This is a genomic window from Vibrio cionasavignyae, from assembly GCF_050337155.1.
In the GTDB taxonomy this organism is placed as follows: domain Bacteria; phylum Pseudomonadota; class Gammaproteobacteria; order Enterobacterales; family Vibrionaceae; genus Vibrio; species Vibrio nomapromontoriensis.
Window position 1 is genome coordinate 21,178 of the sequence record NZ_JAKJSR010000028.1, and the last position, 14,338, is coordinate 35,515.

Genomic DNA, 14,338 nt, shown 5'->3' on the forward strand with positions numbered 1-14,338 from the left:
GGGGCTTCATTGTTTTCCGTAAAAGTCACCAAAGCGTAACAAAATATGTTTATGGTCATCGAGCGCTCTGTTTTTGTTTATGAGCGTTATCCAAAGTTGCATTATTCACGGAGGAAACATGAATCGTCACTACCTTAAACTCACTGCGCTTACCGTCGCGATTACCGCTATGTCAGGCTGCTCAAAGCCTTCAGAAAATCATCAGTCTACTGCAGGTTTTAACGCAATCAACAGCTTCAACATTCAGTGTCAAGAGCAGCAAACCCCTACCGAAACTGAAGCGACATTCAGCGGGTTATCATTAATCGGTACATCCATCGCAAACGCCCCGTTTGCGACATCAGCGGCGGAAATTGTCAGTTACGATTCTTGTACCGATAAACTCTATGTCGTAAACGCCCAAGCGAAAAAAATAGATGTGTTATCACTTAATGAACAAAGCCTGCCTGAATCAACGGGTGTCATCGATCTTCAATCTGCCGCCAATCAATCTGGTGTCTCTATTGGTGCTGCAAATAGTGTCTCAGCACATCAAGGCTTAGTGGCTGTCGCTATAGAGAATGCGAACAAACAAGAGAATGGTATTATCGCCCTGTACCGCTCCGATACGCTTGCACTCATCACAACCTATTCAGCTGGCGCACTCCCAGATATGGTCAGTTTCTCCAAAGATGGTCGTTATATTGCGGCAGCGAATGAAGGGGAGCCTAACGCCGATTACTCTATCGACCCCGAAGGCTCGGTAACGTTGGTGGATCTTAATTCTGGCCCGATGGATGCTGTCGTCACTCAAATCGATTTTAGAGATTTCAATAAGGGGAGTAGCCGTCATTCTGAGCTCGACGCTAACACCCGTATTGGGCACCCTAAAGCCACCGTTGCACAAGACTTAGAACCTGAGTACCTAACGTTTACCGACAATGGAAAGATCTTTGTCGCCTTACAAGAGAATAACGCCCTTGGTGCGATCGATGTTAGCTCTGCCACTATCGACGCTATCTACGGATTAGGTGGCAAATCATGGCAAAGCGCGAAACTTGATGCTTCCAACAAAGATAAAATCGTCGGTAACTTACAGCACTACGCCATGCTCGAAGGGCTTTACATGCCAGACAGTATCGCCAGCTACACCATTAATGGCTCAACGTATATTGTGACAGCCAACGAAGGGGATGGACGTGAATACGGATTCGACACGACTCAAAAACAATGTGACCAATTAGGTTATCAGTGGGATGGCGACGAAGACCAAAGTGTCAGTGACTATGCCAATAACAAAGACTTTTGTATCGCTTATAGTGATGAAGTCCGCGGCAAAAAACTTAATGTGGCGGCCGATCACCCGCTCGCCAGCGCACTCAAGGACAACACCCAGCTTGCACGCTTAAAAGTGATTACGTCTGAAGGCGAGCTAGCTGCTAGCGATAATGTCCAAGCGTTTGGCGCACGTTCATTTTCTATTTGGAGTGATGCAGGGGAACGAGTATTCGACAGCGGTGACGAATTTGCGACCGTTGTCCTAAGCCAAGAGAAAGCCCACTTCAACAGCACGAATGACAACAATCACTCTGCCGACGACCGCAGTGATGATAAAGGGGTGGAACCTGAAGCCATAGACGTCGCGACAATCAATGGCCGCGCATACGCGTTCATTGGTTTAGAACGTCACGGAGGCATCATGGTGTACGATGTCACTGAGCCCGCTCAAGCTAAGTTTCTAAAGTACGTCAATAATCGCCACTTCGACGAACCAGTGTGCACCGAAGTAGACGACGGTGACTGTGACAATGAGGTCTATAACCCAAAAGCTGGTGATTTAGGTCCAGAATCCATTAAATACTTCACTCGCCAAGGTCAGCACTTTATTGCCGTTGGCAACGAAGTGAGTGGCACGACCTCGGTATATCGTATCGATTTCTAGAGCTTCACCCTATGTAGATCGGGGCTCTATAATCAATATGAGACTATAAAGCCCCTCTCCCCCTTGATGCCATTATCAAGGGGGCTATCACTCTCTTCTACCGTGACGATAACAAACCTGAATTGATAGCAGTCTTAGTTTTCTCTATAAAGCGCCCTCCTGTTTCTGACAACCACGGCGCCAATCATGCAAAAGCTTATCGACACCTTAAACTCCCAAGGTTATTACATCTGGGATGACTTTCTCTCTCCAGAGCAAGTAGACGCACTGAAAGCGTGTTTGCCTGAAAACTGGAAAAAAGCCTGTATTGGCCGAAACGATGAAGAAGTGCGAGAAAGCGCGATTCGCAGTGATAAGATCTGTTGGCTATCCAAGGATCTTGGCGAGCCTGTACAACAATTTTTAAGCAAGATGGAAATTATCCGCCAAGCCGCCAATCAAAACTTCTTTCTCGGCTTGTTTGAATACGAAGCGCATTTCGCTAAATATGAAAAAGGCGACTTTTATCAAAAACATTTAGACTGCTTTCGTGACAATGAAAACCGTCGTCTCACGACCGTATTTTATATGAATGATGAATGGTCAAAAGAAGATGGTGGTGACTTAGTCGTTTACGATCTTGATGACAACGAGCTCACTCGCATTACGCCAAAATCCGGACGTTTACTGGTTTTCTTCTCAGAGCAATTTCCGCATGAAGTTCTTCCTACTCACCGTGAGCGATTTAGCATTGCTGGCTGGTTTAGAACGAATGGCGTGAAAGATAACCAACTCGATATTGCGAACTAGCATTTTTCCTCTCCTTTTCGACCTTCTACCCACAGCGGTCGAATTGGAGGCTAATCCACGGCAAAACAATGTCATGCTTTAATTGTAGGTTCACGTCCACACTGCTTAACTTTACGCCCAACTCTTTCATATCCTGCGCTTTCCACGCTTTTGGTTCTTTGGTCGCGAGCTCCTAACTTAAGCCGCTTACTTCTTACTTCTTACTACCTACTACTAAGTACTAAGTACTAAGTACTAAGTACTAAAACTGGTTACTCCAGGAGCCAGAAACTACCCCCTTCGGGCTATTTTCTCATTGTTATTGAGAAGTGTCCGCTAACGGATATTTCTTGTACTAGGTTGCTTTTATACTACTTGCAACATCAAGGCATGAGTACAAAACCTCGACAACGTAAGCGAAGCGAATACAAGGAGACTATACTTCAATGTAGAGCAGTATACTTCGTTATAAATCAGCCACTAGCGATGGTAGATTGTGATAGAGAAAACAGCGTTGATGAATAGTGGTGAGGAAAGCATGACCGACAATGTAGACAGTCAAAACCTAAGGTGGACGACGGAGCTTTCCTCGGCTTTAAAACAACAATTAGTCACACTTGCTAAGCGAAAACAGGTTGTAGAGCGGGATTTAGATAACTCTCGCCTCATTAATCAAGGCGTTAACTTTCTTGAACAAGGCACATTGGCGGTATGTATTCAAACACCAAACTTAAAAACCGCAAACTGTATTATTATCGGAAAAGGTGGTTGGTTTGGAAACTATATTGATAGTACATCGTCGTTGTCGTCATTTGTTTTTATTGAAATAGAACCATGCACAGTGGTGAACTTTAATAATGAACAATTAAGAAATATTGCCCACAGTAGTCATGAAATATACAAATGGTTTTATTCGCTCACCTTTGAATCACGAGCGAAATGGCTGCAAAGCCAACTTATAAACAGTGAAACCCTTAACATTAGAGTGGTCTATCAGATCCTAGAAATTTTGGCGCACTTAGACAAACATCGAACCTGCAATGAAATAGCGCTCTCGCAACAGCAGCTCAGTGAAATGACGGGGATTGCTAGGCAACGGGTCAATGAAGTCATGAAACAACTTGAACGAGAGCACCTTGTCGAGCTTAATCGAAGTAAGATCATCATTAATGATGTTTCGCAATTATCAAACCAACTGGATGGTATTGACCTAAGTATTAGAGACCCTCGCCACTTTCTCTAATCACTAAATGACATTAAAGACGCCTATCAGGATGACACCTGAGGGCTGCGTATAACCATAGGAAAATAACATGCCATATATCTATTCAATCGAAATTAAGACCGATGCACAAGATGACGTAAATAAAAAATTTCGGGATAACCAATTAAAAGGGGAAGTCATTGTTGATGAAGTGGGCAATATTTATATTTGTCCACAAATCAGCAATAAGATCTGGTCTACGTCCCCTAAATCTAGCCAACTTACCACTGCATTTGACTCGCAATGGGATCAAGTGATTGAAGAGACATTAGATTATATGACCAGCCATTATTCCGTTACTGCGAACAGCCCAAAACCAAGATGGCGACATATCCTCAAACCATTTCGATGCCCAAGGATGGCTTTATATATCAAAAGCCGCGATCTTTTTCTCACTAAATGACCACGCTTTTGCCTCACCTTGCTTTTACCTTTTATTAACTCGAGAACAACACTATGCATAATTTTCGCTCATTCGACATTTTTGTACTGCTTACCACTAGCCTATTTCTTTATGGCTGTGGCGGTGGAAGCAGTGACGGCGGAGTCAACGTGACACCTGACATTGATGGATTCAAGGTGCGACAAGATCTGCATGTCTTTGATTATGTCTATGGCGGAAGTGACTTTTCAGTAGCGCATGTCGTTGCCTACAGCAATGAAAACCACCAGCAAACCCTAACTGAACCACACATATTGTTTAGTAGCAGTGCGCGCTCAACGATTTCTTACTATTTTGATACGTTAAACAATCAAGAAATCACCATTGCACTGCTTGACCGCAATACACAACTCGTGAAAGCAAGCACGCAAATTATTGCCGACGCAGAACAACCTTATTGGGTCTTTGCTTTTGGCGATAGCAGCACTAATAACTATTCACTGTATACCGTCCAAAGACCGGTTGTGACTCAATCTGAACAGACGGTACCCGTATTTGTCATCGATGCGTCTACGCCTAATCAACACACTGCATCGGACCTTTATCTCAATGGCACTCAAATCATCCAAGGGCTTGAAGGAAAAACACTGTCACAACCACTGACTGTGCCAAAGCACGCAGGAAGTTTAACACTAGAATTGAAAAGAGAAGGACAGCCAAGTATTCAATGCCTTAATGTTCAATCGACTAATTATCAAGCGATTGATAATACCTATGTTAACTGGGAAGAAAGTGCCTGGTTAATTGTCTTTTCACCAGACCGTCATTGCCATATGAAACCCATCAATTGGCAATAAATTAATTATGGGTAATAGACTATCTAAGGCAGGAGCAAATACTACCCGACACGAATAGTGCCCATCGGCTCTTGCCGGGTAGGTGTCTGATACCGTGATACGGTTAATCAGCTTTAGGTTTGACCTTGAACTCCAACACGTTGAGTGCACAGACATCAATACAGCGCCCACAACTGATACAGTCCTGACTCATCACACGGCGATCGCCTTCCTTAAGGGGCTGTCTAAGCACCTCTGGTTCAGGGCAGACGTTGTAACAGTCCATGCACTTGGTGCACGCTTCTCGATGCGTTGCTTTTATGCGAATCACACTCTTACGACCAATGACGCCATAAGTGGCGCCAAGCGGACAAAGATGCCCACACCAACCGTGCTCAACCAGCACTAAATCTAGCAAGAACACTAGTACGATAAGTATCCACCCCGCCCCCATGCCAAAGACTAGCCCGCGATGCAGCGTCGCAACCGGGTCAACCCACGCCCATAACAATGAACCCGAGGCAGCACTGCCGAGTAAGATAACGGGGATCAGCCAATAGCGAATCTTTGCTGACCATTTATAACTGGCTTTAAAATTTAGCTTTCTTCTTAACCATGCCGCCAAATCCGTCACCAAATTTAACGGACAAACCCATGCACAAAACGCTCTTGGCGCAATGACCATATAAAACACAACGACAATAGCCACGCCTATTAAGGCATTCACTTCCGGCCAATGCCCGGTTGCTAGAGTTTGCAGGACTAATAATGGATCGCTTAGCGGGATGGTATCAAATAGCAGGCTCGACGAGAGGTTACCTTTCAGCACACCCCATGTAGGGCCAATCATAAAGAGGGCAATAATAGACAACTGACAGACACGCCTTAGCAATAAAAAGCGATGCGCTTTCCACCAGCCCAGTTCACGAACTGCGTCTTTACCGGCATCTTTTGCGAGATTTTTAGCCATGCTTATTTTCTCCCATCATTGATGCGAATATGCTCACTTGGCGCAATGTCTGGTGTTTCAGGGAACGTACCATCACGAAGCTCGACATTCTCTTCCCAACCAAGCTGATAATGATCCCCCATATGACCTTTCGCGAGTTCGATCGGTACTACTTTGATCACTGGAACTTCCGTAATACAAGCTTGCTCGCACTTACCACATCCGGTACACGCGTCTGAATGTACTGTGGGGATAAACTTTGCATGGTAGCCCGTACGCTGATTGCGTATCGGCTCAAGTGTTATTGCCTCATCAATCAGAGGGCACACCCGATAACACACATCACAGCGAAGACCTTGCCAATTCAAACACTCTTCGTGATCTATCAATACTGCGAGCCCCATTCGAGAGTCATCAATATTGGTCAACGCATGATCGAGCGCACCGCTCGGGCATGCAACAACACAAGGAATGTCATCACACATCTCACAAGGGATATCTCTTGCAGTAAAGTAAGGGGTGCCTGAGGCAACAGGCGACAGTAAGGTCGCTAATTTAAGCGTATCATAAGGGCATGCTTGAACGCACAAGCCGCAGCGTAAGCAGGCTTCATCAAACCTATTGCCTTCCAGCGCACCTGGTGGGCGGATAGGCACGCCCCCGCTTGTTTTTGCTTGACCTTGTTTAGACTGTAAACCCAGTAATGTAGCGGCAGCGCCAACACCGACTGCGGTTCTGGTGGCATCTCTTAGAAATCGTCGGCGACTTTCCGAGGTTTTCGAACGTGACATCGCATTTGCCTCAACCAAGCCCACCCATACAAGCGAGCTATACGTTTAACTCATGCCATAAATCTAATGTGATTTAATTCGATTGACATCACTCTTTTTGGTAATACATCCGGTTGCTTGATTTACATCAAGCTAACTAAGTGGCGCCGATCACATCACCAGTATTTACCGACAATACAAGTTAACTATATCCAGTATACAAATTAACTATAGCCAGTCATAAAAATGTATTACCCGCAAACAAAATGGGACGCTACGCTGTTTTAACATTGTCGCTTTTACTAGGCTTCGGTGCATCCGTGATTTTCTTTGTACCAAGATCGACAACATCACTATTGGGAAGCTCAGCCGTTTCACCAAAAAATTTTCCCCCTGGATCAATACTAAGATTGTTACTCCATACTTTTCCCTTTACTCTTCCATTGGACAAAATCTGAATATGGTCAGCGTGGCAATCCCCTTCAAACAACCCATTGATAATAATATGTTTAGCAAAGACCTCGCCTTTCACTCGCCCAGACTCTGCGATGATAATGGCACCTTCGACATTGACTTGCCCCTCTAAGAAACCATCAACCTGAATATCATTTTCTAGTTTGAGTTTTCCGCTAATAGTACAGCCTTTGGCAATGAGAGTTGTAGTTGTTGCGCGGCTCGTTGTTCCACTGTTTTTACTAAAGATTCCCATCGTATTCCTCGTTCTTTTTCAAAGATTTCTTCAAATTCATTCACTCCCCAATCCACAAATGGTTTTGGGTTTAACGCTCTGCCCACAAACCTCACTTCGTAATGAAGATGCGGACCAGAAGACAATCCGCTATTTCCTGAAAGTGCAATCAATTCACCTTTATGGACAAACTGACCATTTTTGACCTTAAAGCTTTTCAGGTGCGAATAGGAACTAGAAAAGCCAAATGCGTGCTGGAGGCGCAAGAAGTTGCCTGAGCCTTTACGACTTTTCCTTGTAACCTCAACCACACCGTCAGCAGGCGCATAGATTTTTGTTCCCGTATTCACTGCAAAATCCAGTCCCCGATGCATCTTAGCTTTTTTAGATACGGGATGAATTCGCTTACCAAACTGCGAGGAAATACGCTGCTTCCCCACAGGGGAACCGCTCGGTATTTGCGTCAACATTGTCATACGCACATTTGAATGAATCGCTGCCGTGTCTAAGCGAGAATCCAGTTCATGCACGCTGCCATCTTGGGCAACACCGAGCACATTTTCCAACTCAGATAGCCGCTCGGAAACATGGGTAATCCTATCCTCACGTTCGGATAGATCTTGCTCTAAGGCCTGTTTTAACTGCTGCAGATTAACCAGTTCATTTTCCATGCTCTGAGATTCATTAGTCAATTCTGCCTGTTTCAATTGCGCATCATCGACACTATTGTACAAATGCCAAATGAGGAGCAACGCAGACACTACGCCAACTGCGGTGACACTGGCTAAACTTTTAAGGCTGCGCCGCATCCGTTTACTCAATTGCCAATGCGTTGAGCCATTAATGGTTGAAATTGATATGGTTAGCTGGTCTTTCATGTACGAGTCTATCTTTTCCATGACTGAGAATAACAAGGCTAAAGGAGGCACGACCACAGCGTGCGATGTCACGCCTAGCGGTGACATTGGCCATTAATTTACGCAATCGTGTTGCTTGGTACTAGTCTAAAGAAATTGGGAAATGTCAGGACGTGACTTGGTGTCAAATAATTAATGAAAATAATAAGTTAGCCTTAATATCCTAGCCAAATGAACCGCCCTCCCCTCCATTTAGATAACAGGGGTAAGCCTCAACACCCTCTGTTATTGGACAATACATCCATCCGTTTCAGATTCAATCGGCTGTACACCCTCTGTCATCACCGTCCGTAAATGATTAATTAAAAATCAGCCTCACATCATAACTTCATGAAAATTAGCTAGAAAACAGCAAGAAGGCTTCTAATATTGATAGTATAACGACACAAGAAGGTCTTAATATGAAACGGTTATTTCTCGTCATCTTGCCATTGATATTCGCGCTACTGGGCTGCCAATCTGAAGAAAAAAACAAAGCACTAGGCACGCTTGAGCGAGATAGAATCACCTTTTCTGCTACTGCCAGTGAGATTATCCGTGAACTGCCCATTCGCGAAGGCAGTCTCGTCACCACTGGGGATGTGCTTGTCAAACTGGATACAAAACGCCAAGAAGCCATCCTTGCTCATGCTATCGCCGAGCAAGCTAAAGCGAGTGCCTACTTACTTCGCTTAACCAATGGAGAACGACCCGAAGACATTGCCGCCGCCCAAGCAAAAGTGGACATGGCACAAGCACGTTTGACGGAAGCGCAACAAAACTATTCTCGGGCATCAGAACTGGTACGTAAAAAACTCGCAAGCCAATCACAAAAAGATCAAGCCGTCGCGAACCGCGATGCAGCAAGGGCAGAGCTGAACTCCAGCCAAGAAGAGTTTTCTAAACTTACAGCAGGGACTCGCCCAGAAGACATTACTCAAGCAGAAGCTGCCTTAGCCGCAGCCAATGCAGAAGTGGCGCTACAAACTCAACAACTTGACGAACTGACCATTACTGCAACCCGTAATGGCGTACTAGATAACCTTCCCTACAACCTTGGCGAACGCGTCCCTGTTGGGGCATTTGTTGCCGTGGTTCTCGCTGACCGTATTCCCTACGCACGAGTCTATGTTCCGGCTTCCGTTCGAGTTAACTTTATTCCCGGTCTTGAGGTCAACGTTTATGTTGACGGGATCGAAGAAGCACTGATCGGCAAGGTTCGCTGGGTTGCCTCGGAACCTTCCTTTACGCCTTACTATGCGCTGACGGAAGATGAACGATCGCGCTTGATGTACCTCGCGGAAGTTGACCTTGGCAGCCAAGCTGAGCTTCTACCAAGTGGTGTCCCTGCTCAAGTTGATTTAGAAGGGTTGAAATAAATGTCTGAACTCGCGGTTTCGGCGCAAAACATGGTGAAAAAATTTGGCCACTTCACGGCTATCAATAACATTAACCTATCAATACCAAAGGGCAGTATCTATGGTTTTCTCGGCCCCAATGGCTGCGGTAAATCAACCACAATTCGCATGCTTACTGGGCTGCTTAAACCCACTGCCGGAGAGATTGAAGTATTAGGCTTAAGTATTCCTGAACAATCGGAAGCACTGCGACTCAAAATAGGTTACATGACTCAAAAGTTCTCGCTCTATGATGACCTCACGGTAAATGAAAATTTGCAATTTATCGGGCAGATCTTTGGGATGACTGCGCAGCAACGTAAACAGCGTCTGGATGAGCAACTCACGGTCTATGGATTAAGGAACCTTCAAAAACAACGTGTCAATGGCATGAGTGGAGGACAAAAACAACGGCTCGCCTTAGCGGCTGCCACGATGCACAAGCCCGAATTGCTGTTTTTAGATGAACCCACCTCCGCGGTTGATCCTGAGAATCGTCGAGAATTCTGGGAGCAACTGTTTGATCTTAGTGATCAAGGCACCACCATTCTCGTCACGACACACTACATGGACGAGGCTGAACGCTGCCATCGGCTCGCTATCATGGAAGCGGGTGAAATGCGCGCCGATGATGAACCAGAAATTTTGATGAATAATATGGGCGTCAATATCATTGAAGTCAAAGCTAACCAACTTCGTACCTTGAAAGAAAAAGTGCTGCAAAGACCCGAGGTACGTTCTGCCGCTCAGTTAGGGATCCGCCTGCGCATTTTGATTAACCAATCCGTTGTGGATCCTATCGGTTGGCTACGTAGCCAATTTCCTGAACTTCAGCACGCCGAACTGACGCCCGCAAGACCGAGCCTTGAAGACGTCTTTGTCTCGGTAACAGGGGAGGGAAGACAATGAAAAGCCTATCTCGAATAAGCGCCATCATGGTGAAAGAAATTCGTCAGTTATCACGCGACCGAATCACCTTTGGTATGGTTGTCATGATCCCTCTCATTCAATTACTGCTTTTTGGCTTTGCCATGAATACTGATGTTAGAAACATTCCCATCGCGATTGTCGACCAAAGTGGTTCAGCCCCGGGAAGAATCATCACCGAAGCGATTAAAGTAACCCAAGTCGTTACGGTTAAAACCCACTATGCAACCGTTCCTGAAGCAGAAGCCGCCATTAAAAAAGGCGTGGTTCGTGCCGCCCTAATTCTCCCTTCCGATTTAGGACAGCGCATTACCCATCATGACATACTAGGCCAATGGCTGGTCGACGGTTCTGATACCATGATAAGCTCGGCATTACTTTCACTTCAAACTATGCCGATTAAAGCTTTTTCTATTGCAGGCTATCAACCAAATCAAGCTAAAACCTTTGAGGCAACGCTACTCTACAACCCCAGTCGTCGCTCCGCTGTAAATATTGTTCCTGGACTTCTCGGCGTCATTTTAACAATGACGATGATTTTATTTACCAGTGCGGCAATCGTTCGAGAACGTGAACGCGGAAACTTAGAGCTGTTGATTACTACACCTATTCATTCTCTTGAATTAATGGTGGGAAAAATCGTCCCCTATATCTTTATTGGACTGCTTCAAATCTTTATTATTCTTGGACTTGGTTACATTATTTTTAATGTCCCAATCAATGGGGCTCTTAGTCAAATATTGCTCGGCAGTTTACTCTTTATTGCCGCCAGCCTCACGCTTGGTCTGGTCATTTCCACCATCGCACAGACTCAGCTACAAGCCATGCAAATGACAGTGTTCATTTTGCTGCCCTCCATTTTGCTGTCCGGTTTTATGTTTCCCTATGAAGCCATGCCAGCAGCGGCTCAGTGGGTCGCAGAAGCGCTCCCTGCCACCCATTTTATGCGCATGATTCGTGGCATCATTTTGCGCGGCGCCGATTTAACCGATGTTTGGAGAGACTCGCTCTGGTTAGCGTGCTTTACGGTAGTCGGGATGGCCGTCGCGGCGTCTCGATTTAAAAAAAGCTTGGATTAACCGCTTGTTATATCGCCCTATTTTCAGCACACTATTTTGCTACCCACACGAAAAAGGCAGTGCGATACGCACTGCCTTTAGAATTTTTATCGTCGCGACGTAAACCGCGATTCAATAACGCTTAGAAGTTAAACGTTACACCCGCACGGATACGGTTTTCAGATTTGATAGAGCTTGTGTTTGGATCGCGGAACGTTTTGTCCAAGATCTGGTAATCAACATAAGGAGCCCAAGATTCAAAGCCAGTGTATTTAACTTGGAATGTGTGTTCCCATTTCGTATCAGCCTGCTCACCCGTTGCGCCGTTAGTGTATGCGCCGCCATCTTTTTGGTTGATGTACGCTGGGTTATATTCTAGGTTGAAGTCAGAAACGTTGTAACCAATCCAAGCGTCAACTTGGTTAGTGTCGTTTGTTGTCTTACCAGTAACGCTGTTTGTCGCCGCTTGGTAACGGTAACGTGCTGCCGTGTAGAAGTTACCTGTTGCGTACGTCGCTTTTAGGTAAGGACGGTATTCTGTGTGGTCTGAACCATTCCAGTATACAAAACCAGGAGTCAACGTCACGTTGTCGTTGATTGCCCAGTTGTAGTTAAGCTCTGTTTCAAATGCTGCAACGCTTTTACCAGAATTGCTGAACAGTTTATCACCTTGAGCTTGTGTACCTTCAAGGTGGATCTGCCAATCTTCTGCAAAATCAAAGCCCGCACGTACACGAGTTTCGTATGTTTTTGCTTCTGTCTTGTATGCGCCACGAACATCAACATAAGTTGCGCTTGCAGGAAGAGCAACAGCAGCAACTAGCGTTGCTGCTAGAGTCAGTTTTAAAGTTTTCATGATAAAGCTCCGTATAGAACAGGAATGCCAACGGCATCAGATTTAACGTGCTAACAACAAGGCCACTGCCAAGCATCCTTGATTGCAACACTAAACGCAGCTCAGAATATTGTTTTGTTCCCTTGCAATGTCATGAAAGTGTCAACAGAAAAGTTTAAGTGATAAGCGTCACAAGAAAAGCATCAAAAGGTGACTAATTGAACACAAAACAAACCAAAAAAAATAACATACTCACAATAATGAATCATAAATGATTCTAGATGAGTAATGCCAAAAGAATTTGTTTCAATTATGATTTGAACTCAACTATTTTAGATAGTTAGCGTTCATCGGGAACTAATAACGACTATTTGCCGAATGTCTGATGGTAGTTTGAATAGCTACTAGAGAAACTCGGCTCTATAGATTCACTTGAGGACTCATGCCCTACTGCAGACGTCATATTTGACAAGTCACGAGCTGAAATATCATCGTCCGCCATCGGTGTTTGATTGTGTTTCGTGCTCATTTGGCTCTCATTGCAGGAACTAAATGCTGGGTTGTCCAGATTCTCTCTCTCCTCGCCTAACTTATCTTCCAATTCAAATAACGGCAATTGACGTTTATATAGCTTATTCAGGGCTTTGATGAGTGAGTGCTTGACCATTGAACTTAATTGCAGCTTTTTTAGCACCGGTTTTGCCAACGACTGCAATCCAACCACCGAATCCACTCCCAGTGTCGAACCAACACTATCACGCACTGCTTTGGCGGGCTCATACCCTAAATGCGCCGACATAAACAACCAGATATAAGCAATGGCCGCACCGTTAGGCGCAATATCTCGCCACGCTTCGCCGGCAAAAAACATCGCTTCCACGCTACCTTTTTCCGCCGCTCGTTCTAACCAGTAACAACCGCGTTCAGTACTTTGCTCTACGCCCACCCCTTTTAGGTAGTTAAGCCCAAGCTTGGTCATGGCTTCTGTATTTTGTTTCTCTGCGCCTTGCACGAACCATTGCGTCGATTGCTTTGGGGAAGGCAGCGGGTTATCTGGTGATACGCTCCAATCTCCCATAAAAAGCATCGCTTCTAGGTTGCCCTCTTGCGCCACCTCTTCAATCACCGCAATACCTTTAGGAATATTGCACTCCACGCCTCGTCCATACACCAAGGCTTTCGCTGCCTCAAACTTTGCGTGTAAATCGCCTTCTGCTCCAGCAATGCACAAACGCCAGTAATTGGCTTGCTCACGAAGCACCATATCTTCGCGTTTAGACTCACTTAAACGAACCATGCCATACATACCAGTGATATTGTCTAACTGCGCGGCTTTTTGATACCAATACAAGGCTTCTTGGATGTTTTTCCGTTCGGCTTCTTTCGCTAAAAAGAGCATGGTTGGTGTATGACCGGTTTCGGCTTTGAAAATTCGCTCTTTTCGCTCTTGCTGTCGAGCCTTTTCAATCGTCCGCCGATACGCTGCTTCTCGTGCAATGCGTTCTTGCTCTAATCGCTTTTTGCGATTAGATAAGGAAAACATCCAAACAAACGCCAAAATGAGCGAAAGGCTTGTTGCACCGATAGCGATAGAAAGTGTCGACATAAAATAGAAAGCTCATTAAGTGTAATTACTTAGTTATAGTA

The 14,338-nt window shown here is 45.2% G+C and carries 14 protein-coding genes; 8 read left to right on the forward strand and 6 right to left on the reverse strand.

Annotated features, from left to right (window positions below):
• Positions 1 to 118 precede the first annotated feature (118 nt).
• From L4D74_RS20795 to L4D74_RS20815, 5 genes are all read left to right on the forward strand, one after another.
• Positions 119 to 1,921: a choice-of-anchor I family protein gene (locus tag L4D74_RS20795; RefSeq protein ID WP_428754434.1), complete on the forward strand. Its 1,803-nt coding sequence runs from the start codon at positions 119 to 121 to the stop codon at positions 1,919 to 1,921.
• Positions 1,922 to 2,107: 186 nt separating this feature from the next.
• The gene (locus L4D74_RS20800) at positions 2,108 to 2,710 is read left to right on the forward strand and encodes a 2OG-Fe(II) oxygenase (protein ID WP_428754435.1); all 603 of its coding nucleotides are present in this window, start codon (positions 2,108 to 2,110) and stop codon (positions 2,708 to 2,710) included.
• 475 nt (positions 2,711 to 3,185) lie between these two features.
• Complete coding sequence (locus L4D74_RS20805; RefSeq protein WP_428754436.1) at positions 3,186 to 3,932, forward strand: Crp/Fnr family transcriptional regulator; 747 nt, start codon at positions 3,186 to 3,188, stop codon at positions 3,930 to 3,932.
• A 70-nt stretch (positions 3,933 to 4,002) separates the two neighbouring features.
• The gene (locus L4D74_RS20810) at positions 4,003 to 4,356 is read left to right on the forward strand and encodes a hypothetical protein (RefSeq protein WP_428754437.1); all 354 of its coding nucleotides are present in this window, start codon (positions 4,003 to 4,005) and stop codon (positions 4,354 to 4,356) included.
• Between the two features lie 53 nt (positions 4,357 to 4,409).
• A complete protein-coding gene (locus tag L4D74_RS20815; protein WP_428754438.1) occupies positions 4,410 to 5,192 on the forward strand; it encodes a hypothetical protein in 783 nt (260 codons plus the stop codon).
• Between the two features lie 103 nt (positions 5,193 to 5,295).
• On the opposite strand, the gene napH is transcribed toward L4D74_RS20815, so the two are convergent.
• The 4 genes from napH to L4D74_RS20835 all read right to left on the reverse strand — a co-directional run bounded on the left by napH (position 5,296) and on the right by L4D74_RS20835 (position 8,456).
• Entirely contained in the window at positions 5,296 to 6,141 is an 846-nt protein-coding gene (gene napH / locus L4D74_RS20820; protein WP_428754439.1) for a quinol dehydrogenase ferredoxin subunit NapH, read from the reverse strand.
• 2 nt (positions 6,142 to 6,143) lie between these two features.
• On the reverse strand, positions 6,144 to 6,911 hold the full coding sequence (gene napG / locus L4D74_RS20825; RefSeq protein WP_428754440.1) for a ferredoxin-type protein NapG: 768 nt from the start codon (positions 6,909 to 6,911) through the stop codon (positions 6,144 to 6,146).
• A 253-nt stretch (positions 6,912 to 7,164) separates the two neighbouring features.
• The gene (locus tag L4D74_RS20830) at positions 7,165 to 7,599 is read right to left on the reverse strand and encodes a bactofilin family protein (RefSeq protein WP_428754441.1); all 435 of its coding nucleotides are present in this window, start codon (positions 7,597 to 7,599) and stop codon (positions 7,165 to 7,167) included.
• Positions 7,503 to 8,456, reverse strand: a complete 954-nt coding sequence (locus tag L4D74_RS20835; RefSeq protein WP_428754442.1) for a M23 family metallopeptidase — start codon at positions 8,454 to 8,456, stop codon at positions 7,503 to 7,505. Before L4D74_RS20835 ends, L4D74_RS20830 begins: the two co-directional genes overlap by 97 nt.
• Before the next feature lie 440 nt (positions 8,457 to 8,896).
• On the opposite strand from L4D74_RS20835, the gene L4D74_RS20840 reads away from it, so the two are divergent.
• Genes L4D74_RS20840 through L4D74_RS20850 form a run of 3 tightly spaced genes read left to right on the forward strand, consistent with a single transcriptional unit; the run spans position 8,897 to position 11,877 of the window.
• The gene (locus L4D74_RS20840) at positions 8,897 to 9,853 is read left to right on the forward strand and encodes an HlyD family secretion protein (RefSeq protein WP_428754443.1); all 957 of its coding nucleotides are present in this window, start codon (positions 8,897 to 8,899) and stop codon (positions 9,851 to 9,853) included.
• The gene (locus L4D74_RS20845; RefSeq protein WP_428754444.1) at positions 9,854 to 10,780 is read left to right on the forward strand and encodes an ABC transporter ATP-binding protein; all 927 of its coding nucleotides are present in this window, start codon (positions 9,854 to 9,856) and stop codon (positions 10,778 to 10,780) included. It abuts the gene before it with no gap.
• Complete coding sequence (locus L4D74_RS20850; RefSeq protein WP_428754445.1) at positions 10,777 to 11,877, forward strand: ABC transporter permease; 1,101 nt, start codon at positions 10,777 to 10,779, stop codon at positions 11,875 to 11,877. Before L4D74_RS20845 ends, L4D74_RS20850 begins: the two co-directional genes overlap by 4 nt.
• Before the next feature lie 121 nt (positions 11,878 to 11,998).
• Here the strand turns inward: L4D74_RS20850 and L4D74_RS20855 are convergent, their stop codons facing one another.
• Both L4D74_RS20855 and L4D74_RS20860 read right to left on the reverse strand, forming a co-directional pair.
• On the reverse strand, positions 11,999 to 12,712 hold the full coding sequence (locus L4D74_RS20855; protein WP_428754446.1) for an oligogalacturonate-specific porin KdgM family protein: 714 nt from the start codon (positions 12,710 to 12,712) through the stop codon (positions 11,999 to 12,001).
• 346 nt (positions 12,713 to 13,058) lie between these two features.
• Positions 13,059 to 14,297 carry a tetratricopeptide repeat protein gene (locus L4D74_RS20860; protein ID WP_428754447.1) on the reverse strand — a complete coding sequence of 413 codons (1,239 nt, stop codon included), beginning with the start codon at positions 14,295 to 14,297 and terminating at the stop codon, positions 13,059 to 13,061.
• Positions 14,298 to 14,338: the final 41 nt, after the last annotated feature.

Bases quoted from the DNA above. Each gene is read 5' to 3' on its own strand.
- L4D74_RS20795 (WP_428754434.1), top strand. From the start codon at position 119: ATGAATCGTCACTACCTTAAACTCACTGCGCTTACCGTCGCGATTACC.
- L4D74_RS20800 (WP_428754435.1), top strand. From the start codon at position 2,108: ATGCAAAAGCTTATCGACACCTTAAACTCCCAAGGTTATTACATCTGG.
- L4D74_RS20810 (WP_428754437.1), top strand. From the start codon at position 4,003: ATGCCATATATCTATTCAATCGAAATTAAGACCGATGCACAAGATGAC.
- L4D74_RS20815 (WP_428754438.1), top strand. From the start codon at position 4,410: ATGCATAATTTTCGCTCATTCGACATTTTTGTACTGCTTACCACTAGC.
- napH (WP_428754439.1), bottom strand. From the start codon at position 6,141: ATGGCTAAAAATCTCGCAAAAGATGCCGGTAAAGACGCAGTTCGTGAA.
- napG (WP_428754440.1), bottom strand. From the start codon at position 6,911: ATGTCACGTTCGAAAACCTCGGAAAGTCGCCGACGATTTCTAAGAGAT.
- L4D74_RS20830 (WP_428754441.1), bottom strand. From the start codon at position 7,599: ATGGGAATCTTTAGTAAAAACAGTGGAACAACGAGCCGCGCAACAACT.
- L4D74_RS20835 (WP_428754442.1), bottom strand. From the start codon at position 8,456: ATGAAAGACCAGCTAACCATATCAATTTCAACCATTAATGGCTCAACG.
- L4D74_RS20840 (WP_428754443.1), top strand. From the start codon at position 8,897: ATGAAACGGTTATTTCTCGTCATCTTGCCATTGATATTCGCGCTACTG.
- L4D74_RS20845 (WP_428754444.1), top strand. From the start codon at position 9,854: ATGTCTGAACTCGCGGTTTCGGCGCAAAACATGGTGAAAAAATTTGGC.
- L4D74_RS20850 (WP_428754445.1), top strand. From the start codon at position 10,777: ATGAAAAGCCTATCTCGAATAAGCGCCATCATGGTGAAAGAAATTCGT.
- L4D74_RS20855 (WP_428754446.1), bottom strand. From the start codon at position 12,712: ATGAAAACTTTAAAACTGACTCTAGCAGCAACGCTAGTTGCTGCTGTT.
- L4D74_RS20860 (WP_428754447.1), bottom strand. From the start codon at position 14,297: ATGTCGACACTTTCTATCGCTATCGGTGCAACAAGCCTTTCGCTCATT.